The sequence below is a fragment of the Ruegeria sp. HU-ET01832 genome (assembly GCF_040371315.1).
Taxonomy (GTDB): Bacteria; Pseudomonadota; Alphaproteobacteria; order Rhodobacterales; family Rhodobacteraceae; genus Ruegeria; species Ruegeria lacuscaerulensis_A.
Window position 1 is genome coordinate 1 of record NZ_BAABWL010000007.1, and the last position, 16,937, is coordinate 16,937.

10 protein-coding genes are annotated in these 16,937 nt (G+C 57.6%); 2 read left to right on the top strand and 8 right to left on the bottom strand.

The window, feature by feature from the left end:
* Window positions 1-60: 60 nt before the first annotated feature.
* The 3 genes from fusA to rpsL are packed head-to-tail and all read right to left on the bottom strand — an operon-like array spanning window position 61 to window position 3,054.
* On the bottom strand, window positions 61-2,178 hold the full coding sequence (gene fusA / locus ABWV79_RS18850; protein WP_353393917.1) for an elongation factor G: 2,118 nt from the start codon (window positions 2,176-2,178) through the stop codon (window positions 61-63).
* A gap of 18 nt (window positions 2,179-2,196) precedes the next feature.
* Window positions 2,197-2,667, bottom strand: coding sequence for a 30S ribosomal protein S7 (gene rpsG / locus ABWV79_RS18855; protein ID WP_039529242.1), 471 nt, complete (start codon window positions 2,665-2,667; stop codon window positions 2,197-2,199).
* 15 nt (window positions 2,668-2,682) lie between these two features.
* The gene (rpsL, locus tag ABWV79_RS18860) at window positions 2,683-3,054 is read right to left on the bottom strand and encodes a 30S ribosomal protein S12 (RefSeq protein ID WP_005621086.1); all 372 of its coding nucleotides are present in this window, start codon (window positions 3,052-3,054) and stop codon (window positions 2,683-2,685) included.
* Window positions 3,055-3,452: 398 nt separating this feature from the next.
* On the opposite strand from rpsL, the gene ABWV79_RS18865 reads away from it, so the two are divergent.
* A complete protein-coding gene (locus ABWV79_RS18865) occupies window positions 3,453-4,259 on the top strand; it encodes a putative rhamnosyl transferase (protein WP_353393919.1) in 807 nt (268 codons plus the stop codon).
* Here ABWV79_RS18865 and ABWV79_RS18870 read toward each other — a convergent pair.
* The 5 genes from ABWV79_RS18870 to rplJ form a co-directional block, all read right to left on the bottom strand.
* Window positions 4,244-5,113 (bottom strand): DMT family transporter, encoded by an 870-nt coding sequence (locus tag ABWV79_RS18870; protein ID WP_353393921.1) that lies wholly within the window; start codon window positions 5,111-5,113, stop codon window positions 4,244-4,246. The two genes, ABWV79_RS18865 and ABWV79_RS18870, sit on opposite strands and share 16 nt — an antisense overlap.
* A gap of 705 nt (window positions 5,114-5,818) precedes the next feature.
* Window positions 5,819-10,060 (bottom strand): DNA-directed RNA polymerase subunit beta', encoded by a 4,242-nt coding sequence (gene rpoC, locus ABWV79_RS18875; protein ID WP_353393923.1) that lies wholly within the window; start codon window positions 10,058-10,060, stop codon window positions 5,819-5,821.
* A gap of 50 nt (window positions 10,061-10,110) precedes the next feature.
* A complete protein-coding gene (gene rpoB / locus ABWV79_RS18880; protein WP_353393925.1) occupies window positions 10,111-14,247 on the bottom strand; it encodes a DNA-directed RNA polymerase subunit beta in 4,137 nt (1,378 codons plus the stop codon).
* A gap of 249 nt (window positions 14,248-14,496) precedes the next feature.
* Window positions 14,497-14,871, bottom strand: coding sequence for a 50S ribosomal protein L7/L12 (rplL, locus tag ABWV79_RS18885; RefSeq protein WP_008755409.1), 375 nt, complete (start codon window positions 14,869-14,871; stop codon window positions 14,497-14,499).
* A gap of 79 nt (window positions 14,872-14,950) precedes the next feature.
* Complete coding sequence (gene rplJ / locus ABWV79_RS18890; protein ID WP_170355300.1) at window positions 14,951-15,469, bottom strand: 50S ribosomal protein L10; 519 nt, start codon at window positions 15,467-15,469, stop codon at window positions 14,951-14,953.
* Between the two features lie 401 nt (window positions 15,470-15,870).
* Here rplJ and ABWV79_RS18895 point away from each other — a divergent pair, with 401 nt between their 5' ends.
* On the top strand, window positions 15,871-16,842 hold the full coding sequence (locus tag ABWV79_RS18895) for a phosphotransferase family protein (protein WP_353393927.1): 972 nt from the start codon (window positions 15,871-15,873) through the stop codon (window positions 16,840-16,842).
* The last annotated feature ends 95 nt before the right edge of the window (window positions 16,843-16,937 follow it).

The following is a 16,937-nucleotide window of genomic DNA, read 5'->3' on the forward strand; positions in this document are numbered from 1 at the left end:
GATGGCCTCCTTTTTCGGTAATGAAGGGAGCCCGTGAACCGGACCCCCTCAAATCTTTGGTTATGCGTATTTCGCCTGGATCTCGTCCGAGATGTTCTGCGGAACCGGATCGTAGTGATCGAACTGCATGGTGAACTGAGCACGGCCCGACGACATCGAACGCAGAGTGTTGATGTAGCCGAACATGTTCGCCAGCGGAACGAACGCATCGATCGCGATCGCGTTGCCGCGCGGTTCCTGACCAGACACCTGGCCACGACGCGAGGTCAGGTCGCCGATGATACCGCCGGTATATTCTTCCGGGGTGATCACTTCGACCTTCATGATCGGTTCCAACAGTTTCGCGCCAGCTTTGCGCATGCCTTCACGCATACACATACGGGCCGCGATTTCGAACGCCAGAACGCTCGAGTCAACGTCGTGGAACTTACCGTCCAGCAAGGCAACCTTGAAGTCGATCACAGGGAAGCCAGCCAGTGGGCCGCTATCCATGACCGAGTTGATGCCTTTTTCAACACCCGGGATGTATTCCTTCGGAACGGCACCTCCAACGATGCGGCTTTCGAACGAATAACCTTCGCCTGGCTCGGTCGGCTGGATTTCCAGCTTAACTTCACCAAACTGACCCGAACCACCCGACTGTTTCTTGTGGGTGTAGGTGTGCTCGACGGGCATCGAGATGGTTTCACGATAGGCCACCTGCGGTGCACCAATGTTCGCTTCAACCTTGAACTCGCGCTTCAGACGGTCAACCAGGATGTCCAGGTGAAGTTCGCCCATACCCTTCATGATGGTCTGACCGGATTCCAGATCAGTTTCCACACGGAAGGACGGGTCTTCGGCGGCCAGACGGGCCAGACCCTGGGACATCTTCTCTTGGTCGCCCTTGGTTTTGGGTTCAACCGCGATCTCGATCACCGGATCGGGGAAGGTCATGGTTTCCAGAACGACCGGCTCTTTCGCGTCACACAGGGTGTCACCGGTGGTGGTGTCTTTCAGACCCGCCAGCGCGATGATGTCGCCTGCAAACGCTTCTTCGATCTCTTCCCGGTTGTTCGAGTGCATCATCATCATACGACCGATGCGCTCTTTCTTACCTTTGGTCGAGTTCAGGATCGAGTCACCCTTGTTCATGGTGCCCGAGTAGATCCGGGTGAAGGTCAGCGAGCCAACGAAGGGGTCGTTCATGATTTTGAACGCCAGACCCGAGAACGCCATGTCGTCATCAGCACGACGGGCGATGTCACGAACTTCTTCCTCGTCGCCGGGTTTGAAGCCCATGTAATCAACGACGTCCAGCGGGCTGGGCAGATAGTCGATCACAGCGTTGAGCAGAGGCTGAACGCCTTTGTTCTTGAACGCCGAACCACCCAGAACCGGAACAAACGCGATGTCCAGAGTACCTTTGCGCAACAGGGCGCGCAGGGTCGGAACGTCGGGCTCATTGCCTTCCAGGTATTCCATCATCGCGTCGTCGTCCATTTCGACGGCCGCTTCGATCATCTTGCCGCGCCATTCGTCAGCCATGTCTTTCAGGCTGTCGCGGATCGGAGCTTTGATCCAGCTTGCGCCCAGATCTTCGCCCTGCCACAGCCACTCTTCCATGGTGACCAAGTCGATCAGACCTTCCAGCTCGGACTCGGCGCCGATCGGAATACCAACCGGAACAGCGCGTGCGCCGGTGCGGTCTTCGATCATGCGAACGCAGTTGAAGAAGTCTGCGCCGATCTTGTCCATCTTGTTGACGAAAACCATACGCGGAACCTTGTAGCGGTCAGCCTGACGCCACACGGTTTCGGTCTGGGGCTCAACACCGGCGTTTGCGTCCAGAACGCAGACGGCACCGTCGAGAACCGCCAGCGAACGCTCAACTTCGATGGTGAAGTCAACGTGGCCGGGGGTGTCGATGATGTTCAGGCGGTGCTTGGGCGTTTCTGCGGTCTGACCGTCCTCGGTGCGTTCCCAGAAAGTGGTGGTCGCAGCCGACGTGATGGTGATGCCGCGTTCCTGCTCCTGCTCCATCCAGTCCATGGTGGCTGCACCATCGTGCACCTCACCGATGTTGTGGGATTTACCAGTGTAATACAGGATACGCTCCGAGCAGGTGGTCTTACCTGCGTCGATGTGCGCCATGATACCGAAGTTACGGTATAGTTCGAGCGGATATTCGCGTGCCATTTTGGATAAGCCTCTGGATTACCAACGGTAGTGGCTGAAGGCTTTGTTCGCCTCGGCCATCTTGTGGGTGTCTTCGCGCTTCTTCACGGCAGTACCGCGGGACTGTACAGCGTCCAGCAGCTCACCGGCGAGGCGTTCTTCCATGGTGTTTTCGTTGCGGCCACGGGCGGCGGTGATCAGCCAGCGGATGGCCAGTGCTTCGCGGCGCTCGGGGCGGACTTCGACCGGAACCTGATAGGTTGCACCACCAACCCGGCGCGAGCGAACCTCGACCGACGGTTTGATGTTGTCGAGCGCTTCGTGGAACACTTCGACAGGTGCGCGCTTGATCTTGTTCTCAACGCGATCAAACGCGTTGTAGACGATGCGCTCTGCGACCGACTTCTTGCCGTCGATCATCAGGTTGTTCATGAATTTGGTCAGAACCTTGTCGCCAAATTTGGCGTCAGGCAGGACTTCGCGTTTTTCGGCGGCGTGACGACGTGACATATCAGCCTCTCCTTCTTACTTGGGACGCTTCGCGCCGTATTTCGAACGGCGTTGCTTACGATCTTTGACGCCCTGAGTATCCAGAACACCGCGCAGGATGTGGTAACGCACACCGGGAAGGTCTTTTACACGGCCGCCACGGATCAGAACAACCGAGTGTTCCTGCAGGTTGTGGCTTTCACCGGGGATGTACGAGATGACCTCGAACCCGTTGGTCAGGCGCACCTTGGCAACCTTACGCATAGCCGAGTTCGGCTTTTTCGGTGTGGTGGTATACACACGGGTGCAGACGCCGCGTTTCTGCGGGCACTGCTCCAGGTGCATGGACTTCGAGCGTTTTACTTTGGGCTGCCGCGGCTTGCGGATCAGCTGTTGAATAGTTGGCATTCCGGTTTCTTCCCCGTTTTGCAACACACATGACATGCACGCGCATTGCGTGCGGTTAAACTTTGCTGCACTCATGCGTCCACAAGCGCAAAACCCGCGAGCGTTCCCATTCCGAGGTGAACGTCGCGGTTGGTTATCAGAGGACGCGAACTGCAAAATTGTCCGGGTCTTGACCAGTCCATTACTGAGATCGGTTTTGGGGCGGCCCCCGGTACCGAGATGGGCGCGTAATAGGGGGAGTCGGCGCAAGTGTCAACAGTACACCGGACCCACCGCACGACAGGCCGCTTTGCGCTGATATACCCGGTCCGATTGTCGGCCGCCAGTGCTGCTAGCCATTGCGGGTTCTGGGGCGCAGGGGCATAGTCGGGCGCAACGCCACGCACCACGGATGACCCATGCAAATCATCGGCCTGTGCCGCTTTTCCTACCCCGCCCATGGCGGCTTTCAGGTCGAACATGACACGATCGAGGAACGGCGCGCCTATCTCTACCACCCTACCCGGCTGGAAGAGAGGTTTCGCCTGTTCGAAACCACCACCCTGCCCTGTCTGCGCGAACAGACGGATGAGGATTTCCAATTGCTCATCGTGATCGGGGATTGCCTGCCGAAACCCGCCTTTGATCGGCTGCACGACCTGACCGCAGGCATGAAACAGGTGCAGATCATCGCCCGTCGTCCCATGCGCCACCGCCGGGTGATGAAAGAGATCCTGAACGCCGCGCGTCACGATCCCAACGTGCCCTGCATCCAGTTCCGGCATGATGATGACGACGCCGTGTCGGTGGATTTCGTCGAACGGCTACGTATCGCCGCTGACGAAGGCGGCGCGCTGATGCGCAACCACAAAACGGTCGCCATCGACTATAACCAAGGGTTCCTGGCGCGGTTCGGGCCCGAGGGCATTCACGCCGCGCAGGTGTTTCAACCGCTGCTGGGGATCGGGTTTGCCATGTACGTGCGGGGTGGAAGTGATCTGACAATCATGAATTTTGGGCATCACAGGATCGGAAACTACATGCCGGTGATCAGCTATCCAGACGCGCCGATGTGGGTGCGCACGCTGAATTCGTTCAACGATTCACCCCATGCCCGCAAAAGCAACACCCAGCTTGCACTCCTGACCCCCGAACAAGAGGGCGAGTTCATCGCCCGCTTTGCCATCGATCAGGACGCCGTGCGTCGGGTTCACTCGGCTGTATGAACCGCACGTTCGCGGAATAGAGTAAACAGCCCGGCGCCGACGACCAAAACAGCGCCAGCCATGGTGACGGCATCAGGCCAATCTCCGAACACGACCCAGCCCAATGCCTGCGCCCACAGCAGACTTGAATAACGGAATGGCGCGATGAAACCCACATCGCCCTCGCGCATGACCATGACGCTGCACAGATACCCGATCAGCACAAACACCGCAGCGCAGGCAATCATCACCCCCGCGTCGAATGGGACAGGTTGCCAGCCCGTGGTCGCAGAGGCGATCCCGGCCGACACCGTAATAGTAACCGATGTCGCCAGGGTCACCGTCAGCGAAGGCACATGAACGGTCATGCGCCGCGTGATCAGATCCCTCACAGTGACGGACAATACCGCAATCAGAGCGTAGATGGCATAGATGCTGAAACCTTCGGGGCCCGGCCGGACGATCAGCAGCATGCCAGTAAAGCCCAACCCGATAGCCACGATCCGCCGCCAACCGATTTGCTCCCGAAAGAACAGCACCGCGCCTAAAGTCACTGTCAGTGGTAGCGCCTGCAACACGGCGGTCACATTGGCCAATGGCATGTGCAACAACGCAGTCAAAAAGAAGAACGTGGCCGACAACTCGGCCAGACAACGCGCGGCGATCAGCCATTTGTCATGGCGTGGAAAGTTCAGATGCAAACCCCCCAAATGCCGCGCCAAGAGATAGACCAGAACCGTCGCCAAAGCCCCGCGCATCGCCACCATCTGGAACAAAGGCACCTGCTCCCCTGCCAGCTTGATCAGCGTATCATTGATGGTAAAGCCCGCCATGCTGCCCATCATCAGCAGGGCGCCTTTTATGTTTGGAGACATGGAAACAGAACTCAGATATTTTCGTGCTCATTCGCGGGGATGACGCGCTGCAAGTCAATAGACGTGGCTGGAAAAGTGAATTGCAGATCGCACCAATGTGTTGAACGGTTTGACCATTCTAAAGCTAATTTTCTGGAGACATTGTGTTTGAGAAGAATTCTCAAGGTTTTGATCAGCGACCACATCGCTACCAAACCCGTGGTGATCAGCCGCAACCAAAGGCGCGCGTGACAAAGTCGAAAACCCGCAGATCTCAGCCTGGCCCGACCCCTATCAGATTTGACTTAGTGTTTTGGGGCGCTCTCAGCTCGTTGTTGTGTTTTTCCTATTTTTCAACCTTCAAGCAATTTCTGATCTGGCACCGGAATCCGTGAAAAACGGTGACACGCCGGGCGCGTTTGGAGTGCCTGTTGCCATATTGACCATTGTTTGGATCGCCGCCATTCCAGTCTTGTTTGTTCGCGGCGTCTATCGAAGTGCGCTAAGCGGAAAACTACTTCTTAATTGGTTTGCGACGGGCGCGTTTGTGGAGGTTGCGCTTGGCGTTCTGTTCCTGAATCTGAGCGCTTGAACGCACATCTGTCGCATTGCCTGAGCCCACCGCGCGCCTTTTTTGATACGATCGGCGCTCTGTTCGGCAAGACCACAACAACAAAAAAAGGCCCCGCGTTTCCGCAGGGCCTGTTCTTTGCTCTGAAACCGCGTTTATTCGCGGCTTTCGGGGGCGTCGACCACGATGTCCAGCTCATCACCGACCATGTCGTCGTCAATAACCGGAGCAGCCAGAGCAGCGGCTGCTTCGGCCTCTTCCCGGCGCGCCTCGATGACGACGTTGTCGCGACCTTGGGCCACCTGACGCACGGCCTGAGTCGCGCCACCGGTACCAGCGGGGATCAGACGACCAACGATGACGTTCTCTTTCAGGCCAACCAGCTTGTCTTTCTTGCCCTGAACCGAGGCTTCGGTCAGCACGCGAGTGGTTTCCTGGAACGACGCCGCCGAGATGAACGAACGCGTTTGCAGCGAGGCTTTGGTGATCCCCAGAAGGATCGGCTCGCCCTGTGCCGGACGACCACCGCGGGCGATGGTCTTCTCGTTGGCCGCATCGAACTCTTGCTTGTCGACATGCTCGCCTTTCAGCAGGGTGGTGTCGCCTGAATCCAAGATCTCCCACTTCTGCAGCATCTGGCGCACGATAACCTCGATGTGCTTATCGTTGATCTTCACGCCCTGCAGACGATACACGTCCTGCACCTCGTCGATCATGTAATCCGCCAGCGCTTCGACACCCATGATGGACAGGATGTCATGCGGAGCAGGGTTACCGTCCATCAGGTACTCACCCTTCTGGATGAAGTCCCCTTCGGCGACCGGGATGTGCTTGCCCTTGGGCACCATGTATTCAATGGTCTCCATGGACTCGTCAGCCGGCTCGATGCTGATGCGGCGCTTGTTCTTGTAGTCGCGGCCAAAGCGCACGTAACCATCGGCTTCTGCGATGATCGCGTGATCTTTCGGACGACGCGCTTCGAACAGTTCGGCCACACGCGGCAGACCACCGGTGATGTCCTTGGTCTTGGCACCTTCACGCGGGATACGCGCGACAACGTCACCAGCTTCGACAGTTTGACCATCTTCGACCGACAGGATCGCATCCACCGACATCGGATAGTGAACCGGGTTGCCCGCATCGTTGCGAACTGGTTCGCCATCTTCACCGACCAGAATGATCTCGGGCTTGAGGTCGCTGCCTTTGGGGGCGGCGCGCCAGTCGATCACGATCTTCTGGGTCATGCCGGTTGCATCGTCGGTCTCATCTCGGACGGCGATGCCCGAAACAAGGTCGACATATTTCGCGGTACCGGCTTTCTCGGCGATGATCGGCAGAGTGTAGGGATCCCATTCATACAGCTTGTCGCCGCGAGCAACCTTGGCGCCATCCTTGACGAACAGCTTGGAGCCGTAGCCCAGCTTGAAGCTGGCCCGCTCTTCGCCGTGTTCGTCGTTGATCACCAGCTTCATGTTCCGGCCCATGACCAGGCTTTCGCCTGCGGCATTGATCAGAATCTGCGGGTTCTCGAACGCGACAACACCTTCTTGGTTCGCTTCCTGGAACGACTGCTGACCACCTTGCGCAACGCCACCGATGTGGAAGGTCCGCATTGTCAGCTGTGTACCGGGTTCACCGATCGACTGCGCGGCGATGATGCCGACAGCCTCACCCGTGTTCACCATAGTACCGCGTGCAAGGTCACGGCCGTAGCAGGTGGCACAAACGCCTTCCTCGGACTCGCAGGTCAGAGGCGAGCGGATGCGCATCGAGGCAACGCCAGCTTCATCGATAGTGTCGGCCATGCGTTCGTCGATCAACTGACCAGCTGCAACCAGCACCTCATCCGTACCCGGACGCAGAACGTCGTCAGCAGATACACGGCCCAGCACGCGCTCGGCCAGCGAGGCAACAACCTCACCGTCATTTACGGCGGCTTCGGCAGTGATCGCACGTTCGGTGCCACAGTCGATCTCACGAACGATACAGTCTTGCGCCACATCCACCAGACGACGGGTCAGGTAACCCGAGTTCGCCGTCTTCAGAGCGGTATCCGACAGACCCTTACGGGCACCGTGGGTCGAGTTGAAGTACTCGAGAACGGTCAGACCTTCTTTAAAGTTCGAGATGATCGGCGTCTCGATGATGTCACCGTTCGGCTTGGCCATCAGGCCGCGCATACCGCCAAGCTGCTTCATCTGAGTGACCGAGCCACGCGCGCCCGAGTGGGCCATCATGTAGACCGAGTTCGGTTCCTGCTCAGAGCCGTCCGCTGCCCGATCCGACGACGAAATCGTCGACATCATGGCTTCGGTGACGCGGTCGTTACATTTCGACCAGGCATCGACAACTTTGTTGTACTTTTCGCCCTGAGTGATCAGGCCGTCCATGTACTGCTGTTCAAAGTCCTTCACCTGACCGCGGGTGTCATCAACAATGCCCCACTTGTCGTCCGGAATGACCATGTCGTCCTTACCGAACGAGATGCCCGCCTTGAACGCTTCTTTGAAGCCCATCGACATGATCTGGTCACAGAAGATAACCGACTCTTTCTGACCGCAATAGCGGTAGACGGTGTCGATCACCTGCTGCACTTCTTTCTTCCGCAGCAGACGGTTGACCAGCTCGAACGGTGCTTTGTTGTTCATCGGCAGCAATGCACCCAGACGCAGACGGCCCGGAGTGGTTTCAAAACGCTTCTGAACCTCGTTGCCTTCGTCGTCGATCTGCGTGATCCGCGCGGTGATTTTCGAGTGCAGGTGCACCTCACCGGAATCCAGCGCGTGCTGAACTTCGTCGATCGACCCGAACACCTTGCCTTCGCCCGGCATGCCTTCGCGTTCCAGGGTCACATAGTAGAGACCCAGGATCATATCCTGCGACGGAACAATGATCGGCGCGCCGTTTGCAGGCGACAGAACGTTGTTCGTCGACATCATCAGAACACGCGCTTCCAACTGGGCCTCAAGGCTCAGCGGGACGTGAACGGCCATCTGGTCACCGTCGAAGTCGGCGTTAAAGGCCGAACAGACCAGCGGGTGCAGCTGGATGGCTTTACCTTCGATCAGAACGGGCTCGAACGCTTGAATGCCAAGACGGTGCAGCGTCGGCGCACGGTTCAGCATGACAGGGTGTTCGCGGATCACCTCGTCGAGGATATCCCACACTTCGGGACGCTCTTTCTCGACCAGTTTCTTCGCCTGCTTCACGGTCGAAGACAGACCCTTGGCTTCAAGGCGCGAGTAGATGAACGGTTTGAACAGTTCCAGCGCCATCTTCTTGGGCAGACCACACTGGTGCAGCTTGAGTTCCGGACCGGTCACAATGACCGAACGGCCCGAGAAGTCGACGCGCTTACCCAGAAGGTTCTGACGGAAGCGACCTTGCTTACCTTTCAGCATGTCCGACAGCGATTTCAGCGGACGCTTGTTGGCGCCGGTGATCACGCGGCCGCGACGGCCGTTGTCGAACAGAGCATCCACGGATTCCTGCAGCATCCGCTTTTCGTTGCGGACGATGATGTCAGGCGCGCGCAGTTCGATCAGACGCTTCAGACGGTTGTTCCGGTTGATGACGCGGCGATACAGATCGTTCAGATCCGAGGTCGCGAAACGGCCACCATCCAGCGGAACCAGAGGACGCAGTTCCGGCGGAATGACCGGGATCACGGTCATGACCATCCATTCAGGCCGGTTGCCCGACTCGAGGAAGGATTCAACAACCTTCAGACGCTTAATGATCTTCTTGGGCTTCAACTCGCCGGTGGCTTCGGCCAGATCAGCGCGCAGCTGCTCGGCTTCGGCTTCCAGATCGATCTGGGCCAGCATCTCACGGATGGCTTCGGCACCGATATTGGCGGTGAACGCGTCCATGCCGTAAGCATCCTGAGCGTCCATGTACTCTTCTTCGGTCAGCATCTGGCCGTACGTAAGGTCAGTCAGACCGGGCTCGATGACGACATAGTTTTCAAAGTACAGAACGCGTTCCAGATCGCGCAGCGTCATGTCCAGCATCAGACCGATGCGGGACGGCAGCGATTTCAGGAACCAGATGTGCGCAACGGGTGCTGCCAGTTCGATGTGGCCCATACGCTCGCGGCGGACTTTCTGCAGGGTGACTTCCACGCCACACTTTTCGCAGACAACTCCGCGATACTTCATCCGCTTATATTTGCCGCACAGACATTCGTAGTCTTTGATCGGGCCAAAAATACGCGCGCAGAACAGACCGTCACGTTCAGGCTTGAACGTCCGGTAGTTGATGGTTTCGGGTTTCTTGATCTCGCCATAGGACCAAGACAGGATCCGCTCGGGCGACGCCAGCGAGACCTTGATCTCGTCAAAGACCTTCGGGGGCGTCAGCGGGTTGAACGGGTTGTTGGTGATTTCCTGGTTCATTTGTTACCTCAAATCTTGCGGAAAGGGGGACGGGAGAAAGGGCAGCGCCCTTACTCCTCAACCTCCGCATCCAGGAGTTCCATATTCAGGCCGAGGCCACGGACTTCTTTAACCAGAACGTTGAACGATTCCGGTACGCCCGCTTCAAAGTTATCCTCGCCCTTGACGATCGACTCATAGACCTTGGTCCGGCCGGCGACGTCATCCGATTTCACGGTCAGCATCTCCTGCAGGGTGTAGGCGGCGCCGTAAGCTTCCAGAGCCCAGACTTCCATCTCACCAAAGCGCTGACCACCGAACTGCGCCTTACCGCCCAGCGGCTGCTGGGTCACCAGGCTGTACGGCCCGGTCGAACGCGCGTGGATTTTGTCGTCCACCAGGTGGTGCAGTTTCAGCAGGTACTTGATGCCCACGGTCACCGGACGTGCGAATTGCTCACCGGTACGACCGTCGAACAGAACCGACTGACCGCTTTCCGAGAAGCCCGCTCGCACCAGCGCGTCGTTGACGTCAGCCTCTTTGGCACCGTCGAAGACCGGGGTTGCGATCGGAACACCGCGGGTCACGTTGCCCGCAGCCTCGATCAGGCCATCCTCGTCCAGACCGGTGATGCCTTCTTCGTAGACATTCTCGCCATAAGCCAGCTTCATCGCTTCGCGTACCGGGGTCAGATCGCCGGACCGGCGGTACTCACCCAGAGCGTCGTCGATGTTCAGCCCCAGACCGCGCGCGGCCCAACCCATATGGGTTTCAAGGATCTGACCAACGTTCATACGCGAAGGCACACCCAGCGGGTTCAGACAGAAGTCAACCGGCGTACCATCGGCCAGGAACGGCATGTCTTCCATCGGAACAACCTTGGAGATCACACCTTTGTTCCCGTGACGACCGGCCATCTTGTCGCCCGGCTGCAGCTTACGCTTCACGGCGATGAAGACTTTGACCATCTTCATCACGCCCGGCGGCAGGTCGTCGCCACGGCGAACTTTCTCGACCTTGTCCTCGAAGCGGGCGTCCAGAGCGCGTTTCTGCACTTCGTACTGCTCGTTCAGAGCCTCGACGATCTGTGCGTCCTGCTCGCCTTCCAGCGCGAGTTGCCACCACTGACCACGGGTCAGGGTTTCCAGTAGTTCCTTGGTGATCACCGAGCCCGGCTTGACGCCTTTCGGGCCTTTCACAGCGGTTTTACCCAGGATCAGACCTTGCAGACGCGCATAGATGTTGCGGTCCAGGATCGCCAGCTCGTCGTCCCGGTCACGGGCCAGACGTTCGACTTCCTCACGCTCGATCTGCAGCGCACGCTCATCTTTCTCGACGCCGTGACGGTTGAAGACGCGGACTTCCACGACCGTACCGTAATCGCCCGGCTTTACACGCAACGAGGTGTCGCGCACGTCAGATGCTTTTTCACCAAAGATGGCGCGCAGAAGCTTTTCTTCCGGGGTCATCGGGCTTTCGCCCTTCGGAGTGATCTTGCCGACCAGAATATCGCCCGGCTCAACATCCGCACCGATGTAAACGATGCCCGCCTCGTCGAGGTTGCGCAGCGCTTCTTCACCGACGTTCGGGATGTCGCGGGTGATCTCTTCCGGGCCCAGCTTCGTGTCACGGGCGGCGACTTCAAATTCCTCGATATGGACCGAGGTAAAGACGTCGTCACGCGCAATACGTTCCGAGATCAGGATCGAGTCTTCGTAGTTGTAACCGTTCCACGGCATGAACGCGACGACCACGTTCTTACCCAGAGCCAGTTCACCCATGTCGGTCGACGGACCGTCGGCAATAACCTCGCCCTTCTGGACGGTGTCACCCACCTTGATCAGCGGACGCTGGTTGATGCAGGTGTTCTGGTTCGAACGCTGGAATTTGCGCAGACGGTAGATGTCAACGCCAGCGTCGCCCAGTTCCAGATCTTCGGTCGCGCGGATAACGATACGCTGGGCATCGACCTGGTCGATGATACCGGCGCGTTTCGCCTGAATCGCAGCGCCTGAGTCGATCGCAACCTTTTCCTCGATCCCGGTACCAACCAGCGGCGCTTCGGCGCGCAGCAGCGGAACCGCCTGACGTTGCATGTTCGAGCCCATCAGAGCGCGGTTGGCGTCGTCATTTTCAAGGAACGGGATCAGCGATGCAGCGACCGAAACCAGCTGTTTCGGCGACACGTCGATCAGGTCAACATTCTCACGCGGGGCAAGCGTGTAGTCACCAGCCTGACGGGTCGAAACCAGATCGTTGATGAACTTGCCATCCGCATCCAGCGTCGCGTTCGCCTGCGCCACAGTGTGACGCATTTCCTCGGTCGCGGACATGTAGTGAACCTCATCGGTCACCTCGGCGTCTTTGACGACGCGGTAGGGTGTTTCGATGAAGCCATACTTGTTCACGCGGGCAAAGGTGGCCAGCGAGTTGATCAGACCGATGTTCGGACCTTCCGGCGTTTCAATCGGGCACATCCGGCCATAGTGGGTCGGGTGTACGTCGCGCACCTCAAAGCCCGCACGCTCACGTGTCAGACCACCCGGCCCAAGCGCCGACAGGCGGCGTTTGTGGGTGACTTCCGACAGAGGGTTGGTCTGGTCCATGAACTGCGACAGCTGCGACGAGCCAAAGAATTCGCGAACAGCAGCCGCAGCCGGTTTCGCGTTGATCAGATCCTGAGGCATGACAGTGTCGATCTCGACCGACGACATACGCTCTTTGATCGCGCGCTCCATGCGCAGCAGGCCGACGCGGTACTGGTTTTCCATCAGTTCGCCGACCGAGCGCACACGACGGTTGCCCAAGTGGTCGATATCGTCGATGTCGCCCTTGCCGTCACGTAGCTCCACCAGCGCCTTGATGCAGGCCACGATGTCTTCGCGACGCAGGGTGCGCAGAGTGTCCGGTGCGTCCAGAGCCAGACGCATGTTCATCTTCACGCGGCCAACAGCGGACAGATCATAGCGCTCGCTGTCGAAAAACAGCGTGTCGAACAGGGCCGACGCAGCCTCAACGGTGGGCGGCTCACCCGGACGCATGACGCGGTAGATGTCCATCAGCGCGGTGTCGCGGCTCATGTTCTTGTCCTGAGCCATGGTGTTGCGCATGTAGGGGCCGACATTGACGTTGTCGATGTCCAGAACCGGGATGTCGGTGATGCCCGCATCCATCAGATCCTTGACAGTGCCACCAATCAGGTCGCCGTCCTTGTCGTATTCCAAGGTCAATTCATCACCGGCTTCGACATAGATCGCGCCGTTTTCTTCGTTGATGATGTCCTTGGCGACGTACTTCCCAACGATGTTGTCGAAGGGAACCAGCAATTCGGTAACGCTGCCTTCGTCGATCAGCTTTTTGACCGCGCGCGGAGTGACTTTCTTGCCCGCTTCGGCAATCACTTCACCCGATTTCGCGTCGATCAGGTCGTATGTCGGACGAGTGCCGCGGACACGCTCGGGGAAGAACGGCGTGACCCAGCCTTTCTTTCCATCCAGCTTGTAGGACACGGTGTTGTAATACGCGTCCATGATCGCTTCCTGATCCAGACCCAGCGCATAAAGCAGGGTCGTCACAGGCAGTTTGCGGCGACGGTCGATACGGGCAAAAACGATGTCTTTGGCGTCGAACTCAAAGTCCAGCCAGCTGCCGCGATACGGGATGATGCGGCAGGCGAACAGCAGTTTACCGGACGAGTGGGTCTTGCCCTTGTCGTGGTCAAAGAACACACCGGGCGAGCGGTGCATCTGGCTGACGATCACACGCTCGGTGCCGTTCACGATGAACGTGCCGTTCGGTGTCATCAGGGGCATATCGCCCATGAACACGTCCTGTTCTTTGATGTCTTTGACCGACTTCGCGCCGGTATCCTCATCGACATCAAACACGATCAGACGCAGAGTGACCTTCAGCGGCGCGCTGTAGGTCATGTCGCGCTGCATGCACTCTTCGACGTCGTATTTGGGTTTTTCCAGATCGTATTTCACGAACTCCAGAACGGAGGTCTCGTTGAAATCCTTGATCGGGAAAACCGACTGGAACACGCCTTTGATGCCTTCGCCGTCAGTGGGCTGTTCTGCATCGCCGGAGCGCAGGAAAAGATCATAAGAAGATTTCTGTACCTCAATGAGGTTCGGCATTTCCAAGACTTCGCGGATTTTGCCGTAGTATTTACGAAGACGTTTCTGGCCAAGGAACGTTTGAGCCATGTCAGATGTCACCTTTCAAGTTCTCAGCGGGCAAAGACACCGTCGGGCCCCGGCATCCTGCACATTCGAGACGACACGTCCGGATCAATTCGTGGCCACCGTCCCGAAGGCAGCCTCCCGATCCATGAACCGCGTCTTAGAAAACGCCCCAACATATGAGGCCCTTTCTAAGACAGGTTCGGCTGGACCCGGATTTCTCCGGGCCCAGCCTGAATTTTCGGCACATCAGCGATGCACCTGTCGGTTGGCTTAGGCCAGCTCGACTTCGGCGCCAGCTGCTTCCAGCTTGGCTTTGACTTCTTCGGCTTCTGCCTTGTCAACGCCTTCTTTGATCTTGCCGCCAGCTTCAACCAGCTCTTTGGCTTCTTTCAGGCCAAGACCGGTGATGCCGCGAACTTCTTTGATCACGTTGATTTTCGAAGCGCCGGCGTTCTTCAGAACGACGTCGAATTCGGTTTTTTCTTCCTCAGCTGCGCCGCCGGCGTCGCCGCCTGCTGCCATGACAACTGCGCCGCCTGCTGCGGGCTCGATGCCGTATTCGTCTTTGAGGATGGTTTTCAGTTCTTGTGCTTCCAGCAGGGTCAGACCCACGATGCTTTCTGCGAGTGCTTTCAGATCAGCCATTTTATCAGCTCTTTCCGTTTACAGTGTGTGTTCCAACGTCAGGGTGTTCACCCTACGCAGATCATTCAGTGCCAACCGCTTACGCAGCTTCCGCCTTCTCTTCGATGGTGGAAAGGATGCTTGCGATGTTGCTTGCAGGTGCGCCAATTGCACCGGCGATGTTCGAGGCAGGCGCGCCAAGCATACCCGCGATCGTAGCAATAAGCTCTTCACGCGACGGCATTTTCGACACGGCTGTAACACCAGCCCGGTCCAGAGCGTTCTCACCCATTGCACCGCCAAGAATTTCGAACTTTTGGTTCTCTTTGGCGAAGTCCTCGGCCACCTTGGCTGCTGCCACGGGGTCCTCGGAATAGGTCAGAACGGTCATACCCGTCAGCAGGTCACCAATGCTTTCACATGGCTTTCCGTCGAGGGCGATTTTGGCGAGCCTGTTCTTGGCAACACGCACGGCACCACCCGCGTCACGAGCACGTGCGCGAAGGTCCTGCATCTCGGCAACTGTCAGACCGGCGTAATGGGCAACCACTACGACGCCAGAGCTTTCGAAGATTTGGCCGAGTTCCTCGACCACTTTCTCTTTCTGGGCTCTATCCACAGTTCTCTCCAAGTTTGGGATGTTGGACATCCCGGCTCATATTTGCAGAGGCCGAAACCCCTGCGTTCAGGTCCGTTGTTACGGGATTGGCCAAAATGCGCCCGAGGAATGCGACCCTCAGAATTCTTTGGTCTTACCCGTCTCAGGCAGGGAATTAAGACCTTTCGCAAGGTCACCCACCGTCTTGGACGAAACGAAATAAAGCGCACGACGAATCGCACGCTTTACTCCGCAAGTCTCTTTAGGGCAGATAGGCGGGGTTTCCAAGAGGTAAATCACATCAAATCGTGGCAATCCCTGCCCAGCGAGGCACCCTGTCCAAACTGTATTGTGCGGCATTGACATGTCATGCACGCTAAGGTCCTGTCTCGCGCACCCAAACCCCGGATAACACGCTGCAAATGCCGAAACTCTCCCCGCAAGAACACCGATTTGCGACAGGTTGCGTCGAAGAATTCTCGGCACATGGCAGGAACCTAAGCTTATCCGGGTTTGAATGCGTCTACCGATCGCATGATTTTGCCGACACCCGGTACCTATTGCGCCTGAGAACCGGTTCGGGGGAATACGCCCTAAAGATTGATACAACCTCTCCGGAAACGGGTCGGTTGCAGAAGGAATATGACCTTCTGACGACCCTGTCGGCTTATTTCGAAGACACGCAGACTGTGCGAGTTGTTCGCCCTGTCTACATCTCACGCTCGCAGACGTTCTTCGTGACAGAGTATATCGACCGTCCAACCGCAGCGGATATTATTCACAAAAGTCCTGATGCGGATCAGGTCGCCCAGATTTATCGACGCGCCGGAGAATGGCTGCACCATTTGCACGCGTACCGCCCGCTACAGAAATACGGATTTCGGCCGAAATGGATGCTAGACAACATTCAGGCTGCAGCGGCGCATGTCCCACAAGAGATTCAACGCGAAAGCGCGGCAATGCTGGATGTGCTGACAAACGAAGCATGGAGCCTCAGGGGCACTCTGGAAACGCAGGTGTTTTCACACGGTGATTTCCATGCGCAGAACCTGATCGTCGGCCGAGGGCATATGATCGGTTTGGATTTCACCGAGGTCAGGGTGAAACTGGCCCCGTATGACATCGTGGACTTCCTGAAGTTCGATGTGTTTCGCGACGCTCCCCCTCAGGAAGTAGATCGCAGTGGCATTTTGAAAACAAACAAAGAGATGTTTTTCCGGCGTTACGCACACCCCATCCATATGGACATTCTGGACGCCTGCATCCGAGGACGGTTGATTTTGGACTGGTTGGCACTGTGGCACTTAAACCATCGCTGCAGCCCGTACGAGGAAGACAAACGGCACAGGCTGGTCAACCGACTGCGCATCGCATTTCAGGACCGTTTTGATTAACGCAACTTGCGCGCTGCTAACAACATTGTGTGATCGCGGCTGAAGAAATGGCTGGCAAAATCAGACCCAAGCAAATTAAGTTGCGTACTGGATAT